This is a genomic window from Vibrio sp. 10N.222.54.E6, assembly GCF_041473955.1.
In the GTDB taxonomy this organism is placed as follows: Bacteria; Pseudomonadota; Gammaproteobacteria; order Enterobacterales; family Vibrionaceae; genus Vibrio; species Vibrio tasmaniensis_A.
On sequence record NZ_JBFRTD010000012.1, the window covers coordinates 74539 to 86949 of the forward strand.

The 12411-nt window shown below is 46.0% G+C and carries 11 protein-coding genes; 5 read left to right on the forward strand and 6 right to left on the reverse strand.

Annotated features, from left to right (window positions below; genetic code table 11):
• Positions 1–36 precede the first annotated feature (36 nt).
• From AB4513_RS07655 to AB4513_RS07665, 3 genes are all read right to left on the reverse strand, one after another.
• Positions 37–1575 (reverse strand): sulfatase-like hydrolase/transferase, encoded by a 1539-nt coding sequence (locus tag AB4513_RS07655; RefSeq protein ID WP_009845927.1) that lies wholly within the window; start codon positions 1573–1575, stop codon positions 37–39.
• A 185-nt stretch (positions 1576–1760) separates the two neighbouring features.
• Positions 1761–2657 (reverse strand): LysR family transcriptional regulator, encoded by an 897-nt coding sequence (locus tag AB4513_RS07660; protein ID WP_009845928.1) that lies wholly within the window; start codon positions 2655–2657, stop codon positions 1761–1763.
• Between the two features lie 17 nt (positions 2658–2674).
• On the reverse strand, positions 2675–3826 hold the full coding sequence (locus AB4513_RS07665) for an anaerobic sulfatase maturase (RefSeq protein WP_102258287.1): 1152 nt from the start codon (positions 3824–3826) through the stop codon (positions 2675–2677).
• A 242-nt stretch (positions 3827–4068) separates the two neighbouring features.
• On the opposite strand from AB4513_RS07665, the gene AB4513_RS07670 reads away from it, so the two are divergent.
• The 3 genes from AB4513_RS07670 to nfsA all read left to right on the forward strand — a co-directional run bounded on the left by AB4513_RS07670 (position 4069) and on the right by nfsA (position 7701).
• A complete protein-coding gene (locus AB4513_RS07670) occupies positions 4069–5469 on the forward strand; it encodes a DUF1254 domain-containing protein (protein ID WP_032555095.1) in 1401 nt (466 codons plus the stop codon).
• A gap of 140 nt (positions 5470–5609) precedes the next feature.
• Positions 5610–6722 (forward strand): OmpP1/FadL family transporter, encoded by a 1113-nt coding sequence (locus AB4513_RS07675; protein ID WP_009845931.1) that lies wholly within the window; start codon positions 5610–5612, stop codon positions 6720–6722.
• Positions 6723–6978: 256 nt separating this feature from the next.
• Positions 6979–7701 carry an oxygen-insensitive NADPH nitroreductase gene (gene nfsA / locus AB4513_RS07680; protein ID WP_009845932.1) on the forward strand — a complete coding sequence of 241 codons (723 nt, stop codon included), beginning with the start codon at positions 6979–6981 and terminating at the stop codon, positions 7699–7701.
• Between the two features lie 116 nt (positions 7702–7817).
• Here nfsA and AB4513_RS07685 read toward each other — a convergent pair whose 3' ends face one another.
• Both AB4513_RS07685 and AB4513_RS07690 read right to left on the reverse strand, forming a co-directional pair.
• A complete protein-coding gene (locus AB4513_RS07685; protein ID WP_009845933.1) occupies positions 7818–9350 on the reverse strand; it encodes a phospholipase D family protein in 1533 nt (510 codons plus the stop codon).
• A gap of 162 nt (positions 9351–9512) precedes the next feature.
• Positions 9513–10076, reverse strand: coding sequence for a TetR/AcrR family transcriptional regulator (locus tag AB4513_RS07690; protein ID WP_009845934.1), 564 nt, complete (start codon positions 10074–10076; stop codon positions 9513–9515).
• Between the two features lie 93 nt (positions 10077–10169).
• Here AB4513_RS07690 and AB4513_RS07695 point away from each other — a divergent pair, with 93 nt between their 5' ends.
• Both AB4513_RS07695 and AB4513_RS07700 read left to right on the forward strand, forming a co-directional pair.
• Positions 10170–10703 carry a dihydrofolate reductase family protein gene (locus tag AB4513_RS07695; protein ID WP_170962745.1) on the forward strand — a complete coding sequence of 178 codons (534 nt, stop codon included), beginning with the start codon at positions 10170–10172 and terminating at the stop codon, positions 10701–10703.
• Between the two features lie 139 nt (positions 10704–10842).
• Positions 10843–11340 (forward strand): hypothetical protein, encoded by a 498-nt coding sequence (locus AB4513_RS07700; protein WP_009845936.1) that lies wholly within the window; start codon positions 10843–10845, stop codon positions 11338–11340.
• A 154-nt stretch (positions 11341–11494) separates the two neighbouring features.
• On the opposite strand, the gene AB4513_RS07705 is transcribed toward AB4513_RS07700, so the two are convergent.
• Positions 11495–12376 carry a LysR family transcriptional regulator gene (locus tag AB4513_RS07705; RefSeq protein ID WP_009845937.1) on the reverse strand — a complete coding sequence of 294 codons (882 nt, stop codon included), beginning with the start codon at positions 12374–12376 and terminating at the stop codon, positions 11495–11497.
• Between the last annotated feature and the right edge of the window lie 35 nt (positions 12377–12411).

Consider the following 12411-nt stretch of genomic DNA (forward strand, 5'->3'; position numbering starts at 1 on the left):
TTGTTACAGCACACCTTGTATTAGTCGTATTTGGCGTTAGTCAGCAACCACTGATTTGTCTGCCATACCAATACCACCGGCTTTCTGTCTTGGTGGAAACGCTTTGAGTGACTTCTGATATTCCGCCGCTGATTTTTGTAGCTTTGGTAATACCCAAGACTTCTCTTTCATCCATAAGAACCAACCACGAGTATCAGGGCTACGCTCGTAAGGATCAGCCTTGATGTTGATGAGCATCCCTAGTGGCCACTCTTCAGGAGGCGCAATCCACTCCGTTTTGGTTTTTAGGTGCACTTTCCAATCATCCACTCGGAACGCATTCAAATCTTGCTCGTTGTAGAAGAAGAACTCATGACGTTGACTCGGTTCGCCTTTGGTCAACATATCCAACTGGTTATAACCATCCAAGTGAACTTGGTAACGCTCGCCATTTAACTCTTTTCCATCTAGCAGCTCTTGCTTAATGTCGCCTTCACCCACTGCAGCCATAATGGTTGGCACCCAGTCTTCAGAAGTCATGAAGCCATCGGTGTATTCACCTTGAGGGATTTTATCTGGCCAGCTGACCAGCATTGGTACACGGAAACCGCCATCCCACGTCGTGCCTTTTTGACCACGGAAAGAGGCAGAACCACCATCAGGCCAATGATCTAGGTTTACGCCGTTGTCTGAGGTAAACAAGATTATCGTGTTATCAATTTCACCAAGATCTTCTAACTTATCGAGTAATACACCGATCTGGTCATCAAGTTCAATCAAGCCATCGTAATACGTGTTGATTTGGCTCGCGCCTTGGTATTCCGGGCGCACGTGCGTTTTTTGGTGCATACGAGTCGGGTTGTACCACATGAAGTAAGGTTGTTCGTCTTTCTCTGCTTCATGTCTATCGAGCCAATTAGTAGCAAACTCCAAAAATTCGCCATCAACGGTTTGCATGCGTTTAGAGCCTAAAGGACCTTTATCTTCAATCGTTTGCTTTCCAACCACACCAAACCTTGGGTCTTCTTGCATGTCCACACTCTCGGTAGCGACAGTGTGAAGAACATTACGAGGGCGACCTCTGAAGTTAGGATCTGTTGGGAATTCCGGCTGTTCAGGCATCTCCATAACATTAAGGTGGTAAAGGAAACCGAAGAATTCATCAAAGCCGTGCACCGTTGGCAGGTGACTATTGTTATCGCCTAAGTGACTTTTACCAACATGCACGGTCGCATAGCCTTTGTCTTTCAACATTTCGGCTAGGGTTGGATCTTCTTTTTGAAGGCCAAGTGAAGAGCCCGGCTGACCGACAGACGTTAAGCCTGTTCGGAAAGGATATTGACCCGTGATAAAGGCAGATCGCCCCGCAGTAGAGCTGCCTTGTGCGTAGTAATCGCTGACCATCATGCCGCGTTCGGCAATTCGATCAATGTTCGGCGTATCCACCGCGCCTAAACCGCGGTGGTAGGCTGACAGATCTGTTGGGCTCACATCATCGAGCATGATGGCAACCACATTGGGTTGGCTCGCTGCATGTACGTTGACGCTCGCCAGTACCGAGAGCGCCAGAGCGGATTTAACAAAAGACTTATACATTTATAACCCTCATTCACTATGAGTAAATCGCTGAAGTCACAACGAAAATTGTGCATGTCTCAGCGAACCGTTGTTGAGGTAAATGGTATAAGAAAGACGCCAAAAATGGCTTGATAGCCACTATTACGATTATTAATAGTGGCCGTTAGAAAGGGGAGTTATTTAAAAGGAATAGTAGCGTGACACTAGGATTGAATAATCGACGTAATTTCTTTTTGAAGCCAATCCGTGAACGGGTTATTGCGGTTTGCTTGATGGGTAAACAGTGCCAATTCTCGACGATAGGTGTCTTTCAACAGTTCCGGCGGTAAGTCGATACAACGATAACAGTGATCAAGCAAATAGCGGCATTTCGACGATGTTATATAGATGAAGTCGCTGTCCTTAACGACTTCTAGCATCAAATTCATATTGTTACTTCTGAGCCCGATGTGTTTATCTAAGTCATATTTTTTGATCAACATTTCCGCCTTGGACGGCTGAATGTAACCAGGGATCATATTGATACAGAGTGGGTATTTCAGAATGTCCTCAAGGGAATTACCTTGAATTGGGTGGTCAGCTCTTAACACCAACATGAACTTATCAAAGCCAACTGGGCGCTCAGTAAGGGTTTTATTGACCTCCATGGGAAGATAGCTCACTCCCCAACACATTCGGTTGGTCTCTAGGGACTGGACGCCGTTTTCTAACCAAGGTGAACATTGAAACGTCACTTGCGGCGCTTCTTTGGTCAGCTTCTTGATTAATGGCACACCCACAGGGATCAACAGCGGGGAAGGCAACATGATTTGAACCTCCCCTCTTAAATCTTCCAACCCCCACTCATCATTGGGTATGTAAAGGTTATCTAACTGCTCTAATAGCAGAGGCAAGGTTTCGATAAGCTTTAAGCATTTTGGGGTGGGTTCAAGCCTTGCTTTATCTCGAACAAACAACTCATCATCAAATTGTTCTCTGAGTTTACGAAGCATGACACTGATCGTCGGCTGACTTACGTTCAAGGCTTTTGCTGCACTCACCGTTTGACGAGTTTCATTAAGCACCAAAATGAGTCGCAGTAAGTTTAGGTCTTTGGTCATGCCCTACTCCAAGTGATTTAGAAAAGTGGAAAGTACGCTGGCGAATACCCTTTTTTCATCGCTTCTACCATTGGCAATAATTTGGGTAATGCGTGACGAAAAAACATCTCATACCCTTGGCACAAATGATTCATCGGACTGCCGTCTTCGGTTGTTGCGATCCTGTTTTTAGGACAACCACCTTGGCAGAGTTCAACAAAATCACAACGTCGACAAGTGCTGTTTAACTCATCATATTTGTTGGTGCCAAACGCGATTTGTTCTGGTGAGCTCGCCATAGTTGCAAGCTTATCACTGTTCATGGTGCCCAATTGATGATCTTGATACCCATAATGGTCACAACTATAAACATTGCCGTCATGCTCAACCATTAATTGCTGCCCACAAGTCGCGCTGTGATGACACATTTGGCTTTGGTAGCCCATCAACACCATTAAACAGTTTTCAAAAAACTGGATATACACTTTGCCGACATCATTGGCGCTCCATGCATCAAACAAGTCGCAAAGAAATTGCCCCCACTGCTCGCCCGTTAACGACCAATCATGCCCTGTTCGTCTGTCTAACTCATGATCGATACAAGGTTGAAACTGCATGTAACCACTGCCATTTTCAACCAAAAACTGATAGATCGTTTTACCGTATTTGTAGGTTTTATTGTTCACGACCGTTAACGTATTAAAATCAACATTGTGCTTTTTAAGGTAAGACACCCCACGCATTGTGCGTTCAAAAGACGACTCGCCATTTTTATCGATCCGAGCGATGTCATTCAGAATATTGGGCCCATCGATACTGATGCCCATCATAAAATTGTGTTTAGCAAAGAAGCTCGCCCAGCGATCATTAATCATGGTTCCATTGGTCTGCATCGTATTCACGACGCGCTTTTTCGTTGCTTTGCTTGCCTGTGCTTTCATCGCCGTTTCATAGAAATCGAGCCCTCTTAACATAGGCTCGCCACCGTGCCAGATAAAATCCACTTGTTGATCTTTCATTGGCTGCGCGTCGATATGAGCACCGACAATTTGCTCCATCATGTCCAGAGACATTGACGATCTTTTATCGCCATCTTGTCTATTGAGATAATAGCAGTAGCTACAATCCAGATTGCACTGAGCCCCTTCTGCTTTAATGAATAAGCTAAAAGGATAAGTAGATGTGTTCATATCGATTCCCGTACTTTTTTGCCAACATATCAACCGAAAATCAATCAAACAATAGCGCCTCAGGCCCCCTACCTGCACATGTCGTCGAGTCGCTTCACCACTCCAAATTAATGTTAATTAAAACAAACACTTGAATGGCAAAAAGAGACTATTAACATCCTTAATATCGGCTATTACACTCCTTAATCTCACTTGCTCATATGATAAATGCCTAATCCTGTTCCTACGATCTAAGGTGTTCCATGAGAAAGCTCCTCTATAAGAAAAGTGTACTGACCAGTTTAGTGTGTTCTTTATCCAGTATTATCGCGATGCCATCCCTTGCCCAACAATCTATTAATCCTGAAGAAGAGCTCGCTTACAACCTAGGTGTTCAAGCATTTATCTATGGTACAGGCCCATTAACCGTGGCAGCGGTTAGGCAAACGACCACATCTGTTGATGCGCCAATGGACAACGCCATGGCACCATTGAATGAGATGGGTAAAACGCGCGTTCTATCCGGACCTCAGGATAGAATTGTACCTACCGTCAACAACGATACGCTCTACTCACAAGCTCACTACGATCTGGATTTATCAGGTCCAATGGTGATTGATATTCCTCGCACCGATAACCGTTATTACATTGTTCAGCTATTGGATGCTTACTCAGATTCGATTGAAGATCTGCATGTGAAGAATGTCGGCGACCAAGGTTCAAAAGTGCTGTTGGTTAACAAAGGATGGGCTGGCGAAGTGCCAGAGGGGATTGATCGTATCGTAGAGTCTCGCACTCCTATGGTTTGGTTAATTCAACGAACGGGCGTATTTGGCGAGCAAGATCTCAATGACGCATTGGTTACTCACGATAAATTCCTCAGCTACCCACTTGATCAACTCGGCGCAGAACACGACATCGTAGAGCTCAAAGCTTCGACAGGTCGCATCCCACCCATGGCGAGGCCTGAAGGGTTAGAGTGGTATTCGCTAATTGACCGTGAACTACGTAAAAACCCGATTCCAGAAGATGCTGCCATCGTTGATCAATTCCAACAAATTGGTATTGGAGGAACGACCCCCTTTAACCCGGAAGCACTAACTTCTGCACAGAAAAAAGGGTTAATGCGCGCGATTGAGTCTTCACAACAGATCATTCAATACGCTGGTCGAAGCATCGGTGATGTCAATAATGGCTGGTCGATGATGTACGAGGGTGGCCGCTACGGAAATGATTACCTGAGCCGAGCGAGCATCAATATGCGTGCGGCTGGTTTGAATGTGCCAGAGCGAGCACTCTACCCAAATCGATACACGGACTCGAATGGCGAGCAGCTGTCGGGAGACAATCAATATCGAATGACCATGCCTGCCGATGCACCCGCTGACGCCTTTTGGTCGTTGACCATGTACGACGCTAAAAACCTGTTCATGGTTGAGAACTTCATTCAACGCTACTCCATCTCGACCAATCGTAAAGATGAGCTGAAATACGCAGAAGACGGCACCTTGCCAATATGCATTCAATACGTAAAACCGTCCGATCCAACGTGTAACTGGCTGCCAGCCCCTCAAGATGACTTCTATCTTCACATGCGCCTGTATGAGCCAACTCAAGCCGTTCTCGACAATGAATACCCATTGCCACAAGTTGAAATACTCTAGCCCCATTTAGGTCAATTAAGTAGATCAAGTCGATTGCCACGGCGTTCTTAGTGTTCGCTCGTGGCAATTCGTTCTATCCCTAAATACATGACTCAAACTGCTAGCAACATAACTCATACAATGAAAATGAGGCTCTATTCTTGAAAACACCTTTCATCACACTGTCTCTGTTAGTAACAGGGATAGTCAGCTCTCTTGCTCACGCGGGAGGGTTAAATCTATCTCAGATTGCGACCACTAAAAGCGTCGGCACGGCAGGCACAGGGAACGTAACCGCGAACGATGCATCCGCCGTGCTCACCAACGCTGCAGGGTTATCGGCTATTGAAGAAAGTGCTTGGATTCTCGGCGTTCAATACCTCGATGTTGAAACCACTTTTGTCCGTGACGATAACTCGGCTTCGACCACAGGAAGCAGCGCGGATGTTCTCCCTCATTTGTCTTACGCATCAAGGCTCAATGACCAATGGGTCGTCGGCGCAGCATTGCATGCAGCTGGCGGCACTGGCGTTGAATACTCACACGGCGTTGGCGCGCACCCTGCTTTATTGATCAAAGAAAACAGCATTTCGGCACTCAACTTAACGTCGTCATTGTCATATCAGGTCAATGAACAGCTGTCTCTTGGTGGTTCTTTGATATTGCAGCACGCTGCGCTTGAAACTCAAGCCTTGAACGGTCTCGAACTCCAAGGGGATAGCCTTGATCTAGGGTTCGGTCTGAGTCTCAATCACCACATCAGTGACAACACACAATTGGGAGTCAGCTATCAGGGCCAATTTGATCACGACCTTTCCCTTGATAACGCCAACGCTTTTGGAATTAGCTCTGAACTGACCTGGGTTCGAAGCTTAAACTTAGGGTTGAAGCATTCATTAAATGAAGACTTAAACCTTCTACTCAGCTCCAACATGGAGACATGGCAAGATTATGATGACAAATACTCAACCACCTACTCTCTTGGGGTTGGTGTGGAATACGCATATGAGGATTGGTTGCTGTACAGCGGAGTGAGCGGTGACACGAGCCCTGTAAGCAGTCAAAACAGAGATGTGTTACTCCCGCTCGACAAACAGTGGCGTATCGGATTCGGCGCTGAGAAGAAGATATCCAATGACTTAAACCTAGGATTGAGCTACCAATACCAAGATTTAGGCCATGGTGAAATTAATGCTGACTCAGGACTATTTCAGCCTTCTGGCAGCTATTCGACCAACAGAGTTCACTTCGTCACTTTGTCTCTTCGCCATTAAAGCGAGATCTTAAGCGTTCCATTCTAGCTTCTAGCTTCTAGCTTCTAGCTTCTAGCTTCTAGCTTCTAGCTTCTAGCTTCTAGCTTCTAGCTTCTAGCAGGAAACAGTACGAAAAAAGGATTGGCTGTGACAGCAATCCTTTTGATTTCATGAATATCATACCGCTAACCAGAAAGGCTCTAACGCCCTTTACGCTCATGGTAATTGTCGTTATTGTGATTCTCTACGCCATCATTACAAGGACTGTCTGAGAGTTATGAACAGCACGATTGAAACTATTCTGGGGCACCGCTCCATTCGTCAATATACAAATCAACCGATTGAAAAAGCACAACTTGATGTGATTATTCAGGCTGGCCTCGCGGCTTCATCATCGAGCTTACTGCAGGCTGTTTCTATCGTGAGAGTGACAGACACAGAGAAGCGCAAACTGTTAGCTGAATACGCAGGTAACCAAGCTTACGTTGAGAATGCGGCTGAGTTTTTAGTGTTCTGTATCGACTATCAACGCCACGCTCAAATCAACCCTGAAGTGAAAACCGACTTTACTGAACTGACCCTGATTGGCGCGGTAGATTCTGGCATCATGGCGCAAAACTGCATGCTGGCTGCCGAGTCTCTAGGTTTGGGTGGCGTATACATTGGTGGGCTGCGTAACAGCGCACAACAAGTCGATGAACTGTTAGAACTACCACAACACACCGCCGTATTGTTCGGAATGTGCTTAGGTCACCCGGCACAACAACCAGAGGTGAAGCCTCGCCTTCCTGCTCATGTGGTGATGCACGAAAACCAATATCAACCACTGAGCCTAGATGAAATTGCCAGCTACGACGATTCAATGCAAAGCTACTACGCGAACCGCTCAAGCAATCAGAAGCAAAGCAGTTGGTCACAACAGATCACACAGAAGCTGTCTGGTGAATCTCGCCCGCACATTCTGCCTTACTTGAACAGTAAACAGCTGACCAAGCGTTAAGCCGTTAAGCCGTTAAGCCGTTAAGAGCTTGCAACAAACCACAGCAAACAGCAGCACAAACAAAAAATGTCAGCGTAATATACGCTGACATTTTTATTTATCCGGAGGCGGCTAGCTTACAGATATTTCTCAATCGGTAGCAATTGCAAAAAGCCTGACTGCATTCGTTCCCACTTACCCGTTTCTGGTTCGCTGTCCCAGCTTTGATCGCCTGAATACCAATACACATCACCGTCTTCCAGTTCCAAGCGCCAGCTATTATCTTCACTCATCGCTTGCTCAATGGTGTCTGCTAACGTTTCAGCAATCTCTTTATTCTCGATGATCAAAACCGATTCCGTGTTCAAGTAGGTAGAGCGCAAGTTGAAGTTAAATGAGCCGATGCTCGCGATGCTGCGGTCGAATACGACTGATTTAGCGTGCAAGCCATAGGCCGTCTCAGGCGCACATTTAGACACGTCTTGAGTCGATGCTTCACACAGCTTAGATTCTGGTTTTAGCTCAAACAGATCGATGCCATGCTCCAACATGTCGTAACGTCTGCCTGCATAAGCAGAATGATTAGTCACCAGATCATTAGACGCCATAGAGTTAGTTAGCGCTTTTATCTCAACGCCCTTGTTGTTCAATACCTGCCATTCTTCAAGCTGACCATCATCGAATACAAGGTAAGCGGATTCCAATAAGATCTCTTGTTTCGACTCGCTCGCTAACTTCCCTAGAAGAATCGCAGTCGCTTTCGGTTCATCAGTATTATCGGAGTCATCAGGAACGGGTTGATCGTAAACAAAACGCGCATTCACCCATGTCATCTCACCAATCACCTCTTTCAGTAAGCCATCAGCAGCCTCACGGTCTAATGGTAATTCAGGATAATTTTGATAATGCGGCACGACAATATTATCTATCTTCGAGAGATCAGGTTGTTCGTCATCACCCAGCATATCGACAGGGTAAGACCAACGGCTGTTCCAGTATTCAACAAAACTGGTTTGGATGGTGTTAACTACCGAGCCCATGACTAATACATCGCGGTCTCGGAAATTGATTTCATCAGAAAGGTCGAAATATTCATCACCAATATTACGTCCACCCACCACAGACAAAGTGTCATCTACGGTAAACGACTTATTGTGCATACGGCGATTTAAACGAGAAAAGTCACCGACAAAGCTCAACCATTTACTGAAACCACGGCGTGTTGGCGTTGGATTGAAGATACGAATCTCGACATTAGGGTGCGCATCCAGTGCCGACAACAAACCTTCACGTTCGTTGAGGTTGATATCATCCAGCATTACGCGAACCTTCACACCACGCTCGGCCGCGGCTAACAAACGGCTGGCTAAGTAACTGCCCGATTCGTCAGAGTTCCAGATGTAGTATTGAATGTCGATGGTGTGCTCGGCACTTTCGACCAGCGCTAATCGCTGTGCCAAGGCATCCCAACCAGACTCTTGCAGACGAACCGCAGTGGTCCCTTGCTCTAAAGCTTCAGGCTGAAATTCATTGGTTAGAACCGATAAAGAACTAGGTGCAGGAGAGGTTGGCGGTTCTGTCGGGTGATCGATGCCTTCAGGAAGTGAAGAACACCCACCTAAAACGGCGATTAAGATTAACGTTAAACTGATGCGTTGGAGCACAGGCATGTATCTGACTTCCTTTTCACGATGACGTCTTTAGAAACTTTCCGTACAGCTTTTCAATGAACAAGCTATTCCGATCTATTCATTGATTATTACTGCTAAATCCTGAAATTTATAGGTAATTGTCGACTATAAATTAGAAGCCCGGTCAAGATCACCCACAAATCACTTAAGTTGGGTGAGTGCCAAACAGTATAAACTCAGCGGCTTTTCGACCATTTCAATGGTGAGTTCAGTTCGGTCTGGGTTGCAGTTCAACGCCAAAGCATAGCCGTGTAAATAATCCACCAGCAAATCCAACGCGTTTTGGGTTTGCTCTTCGGTTAACGCTAGCGGGCTCAACACCGCTTCAAAACGTTCACTAAAAACTTCCATCGGCCCGAGGGATTTCATGGTCAATAAGGTCTCTAACAAGCCTCTATATTCGTTGAGCATCGACAAGTAACTCACGCTGAGCCGATATAGGTTATCTCGCCAGTCTTGATTCAGCTCTGGCTGTGCCACTTCTTCAATCATGGAAACCGTGATTGCCTCAAGCAGATCGTTTTTGTTTTTGAAGTAATGGTATATGGCCATCGCATCGACCCCGAGTTCTGTCGCCAACCCTCGAATACTTGGTACTTTGCCACTCTCTCGCATCATGCTTTTAGCAATAGTGAGAATTCTCTCGGCGCTGAGTTGGCTTGATCCACTCTTTGGTCGACCTCGTTTCTGATCCTTGACAGTCATACCGTCACCTCTTAAACTTTATTTCTACACTGTAGAATATTTTAATTTATTACCGTGTAGATGCCAAGTTTCTCATCGATATCGGGGTTAAAAATGTCAAATATTGTATTCATCGCAACCAGCCTTGACGGTTACATTGCAGACAAACAAGGCGACTTAGATTGGCTGCAAGCGATTCCAAATCCAGACGGTGACGACATGGGTTACAACGCTCATACCGATCGTATCGATGCACTGGTCATGGGACGAAATACAATGGACATGGTGTTGAGCTTTGGCATTGATTGGCCTTACAGCAAGCTAGTCTATGTACTGAGCAACACTTTAAATGAAGTACCTCAAGAACTTGAAGGTAAAGTATTTTTGATGAAGGGTGAGCTTAAACAGATTGTCGCGGATTTGAATAACAAAGGCCTAAATAACTTGTACATTGATGGCGGCATCACCATTCAAAACTTCCTGAAAGAAGACCTGATTGACGAGCTGATCATCTCGACCATTCCTATCGTGCTTGGTGGTGGATCCCCGTTATTTGGTGACTTAGTGTCTCCGGTCGACTTTACGTTGAAAGGCGTCACGACGTACCTTGATGAAATCGTGCAAACTCATTACTTACGTAAGCGTTAAAGCTGTTGTTGCTCTAAGGCCATGAAAGGATCAACACCGAAAACATTGTTCACGCGACGTAAGCTTTACCGTCTCTACACAAGCCTCCCCTAAAGTAGTCCCCTTTATCGTCTCTCATTCTTGATGGTAGCTGGATATTATGAAGCTTTTGGTCGATCGCACTGGTGAACAGTTTTTAAAAATTCTGCAAGAATCGGGAGACACGCTGACGGCTCAATTCATTATCAATGAAGGTAATCGAAAGGGTAAGCCGTTCCAAGATAACTTGAGTGGATTGTTCCTCACAGGGTGGAAGCTGCGCACTACTTCAACCGCCATCGGATTAGAACGCTTTAAGCAAGGCAAACTTGAAGATCCCAAAGTGAGTTTCGCATTGCACCAACTCTACCCGCTCGGCCGAGATGTAAAATTACCCTCTGGCGATATCGCCACAATCGCGAGTTACGCCAATACCCATACCGATGGCTACTATATGTTTGTGCGCCTCAACGATGAATTAACCCGACTCAAGATTACGCCCGATTGGGAACTGCAACCTTCCGCTCAAAGATTGGCTCTGCCTTATTACCCAGCCCCAAGAACTAAAGAAGAGCTCGACAACATTGACGATTTTGATGCGTGGGCGGGCGGTTTTTAAACACTGAAAGTCAGTAAACGCTATTGAGATCACATCCACCTATCGAATCTCAATACAACAATATGTGCTCTCTAAACATTGATACGAATACCCGTTCTCAAACGATGCAAATAACGGTTTGGCTGTGTGCTGCTAAAGAGTGTTTCATTCTTTCCTACAAGCTCAAACGGGGCTGAATAAAGTCAATAAACGCCGAGATACGTTTAGAGACAGAGGACGACTTGTAATAAACCGCATTCACTCGCTCTCGGTCTGTGTTGGCAAGTTTGTCTTGTTCCAGAATAGGGATTAAGCGACCCGCAGCCATATCTTCCTGCACCATAAACCCCGACAGACAAGCGATCCCATTTCCAGCTAAGACTAGTTGACGCACGGTTTCACCATTACTGGCTGTCACAGTAGGCGCGACGTCACTTTGGTTTGGTAAAGGCCAATGGTTAAGCACTTTGTTCCCTGCAAAACCCACAATTTGATGTGAACTCAAATCTTCAGGTTTGGTGGGCAGCCCACGCTTAGCGAGATAATCAGGTGACGCCACAATATGGAGTAAACTTTTTCCTAACGGGCGCGCGTGCAGTGTTGAGTCGGACAACTTACCGATTCGAATCGCAACATCGGTTCTCTTTTCGAGAAGATCAACGAAGCCTTCGTTGGAAGTGAGTTCCAACTCAATGTCTGGGTAAGCCTCTTTGAATGACTGCACCAACGGCACTAGCTGATGGAATACGAATGGGCTGGCGGCATCGACTCTTAAACGACCTTTAGGCAACTCACCGCGCGACACGATTTCTTCTTCCGCGCTCTGGATCATTTGTAATCCCACCCTGACTGAATCGACAAACTGCCGCCCTTCCTCCGTCAATTCCACGCGTCTCGTTGTTCGGTTGAATATTGAGACGCCGAGTTGCGACTCAACCTTACTCACCGAACGAGATACCTTGGCGACTTGCACATCCAACGTCTCTGCTGCCGCAGAAAAACCACCAGCATCGACGACGGTGAGTACCATTTCTAAATCATCTGAACGGGTTAACATGAGGCTCCTTCGCTATCTTAATTTTGTTTAATGTC

What these genes read in the sequence shown, in the direction of transcription:
- AB4513_RS07655 (WP_009845927.1), bottom strand. Translation starts at nt 1,575, where the DNA reads ATGTATAAGTCTTTTGTTAAATCCGCTCTGGCGCTCTCGGTACTGGCG.
- AB4513_RS07660 (WP_009845928.1), bottom strand. Translation starts at nt 2,657, where the DNA reads ATGACCAAAGACCTAAACTTACTGCGACTCATTTTGGTGCTTAATGAA.
- AB4513_RS07665 (WP_102258287.1), bottom strand. Translation starts at nt 3,826, where the DNA reads ATGAACACATCTACTTATCCTTTTAGCTTATTCATTAAAGCAGAAGGG.
- AB4513_RS07670 (WP_032555095.1), top strand. Translation starts at nt 4,069, where the DNA reads ATGAGAAAGCTCCTCTATAAGAAAAGTGTACTGACCAGTTTAGTGTGT.
- nfsA (WP_009845932.1), top strand. Translation starts at nt 6,979, where the DNA reads ATGAACAGCACGATTGAAACTATTCTGGGGCACCGCTCCATTCGTCAA.
- AB4513_RS07685 (WP_009845933.1), bottom strand. Translation starts at nt 9,350, where the DNA reads ATGCCTGTGCTCCAACGCATCAGTTTAACGTTAATCTTAATCGCCGTT.
- AB4513_RS07690 (WP_009845934.1), bottom strand. Translation starts at nt 10,076, where the DNA reads ATGACTGTCAAGGATCAGAAACGAGGTCGACCAAAGAGTGGATCAAGC.
- AB4513_RS07695 (WP_170962745.1), top strand. Translation starts at nt 10,170, where the DNA reads ATGTCAAATATTGTATTCATCGCAACCAGCCTTGACGGTTACATTGCA.
- AB4513_RS07700 (WP_009845936.1), top strand. Translation starts at nt 10,843, where the DNA reads ATGAAGCTTTTGGTCGATCGCACTGGTGAACAGTTTTTAAAAATTCTG.
- AB4513_RS07705 (WP_009845937.1), bottom strand. Translation starts at nt 12,376, where the DNA reads ATGTTAACCCGTTCAGATGATTTAGAAATGGTACTCACCGTCGTCGAT.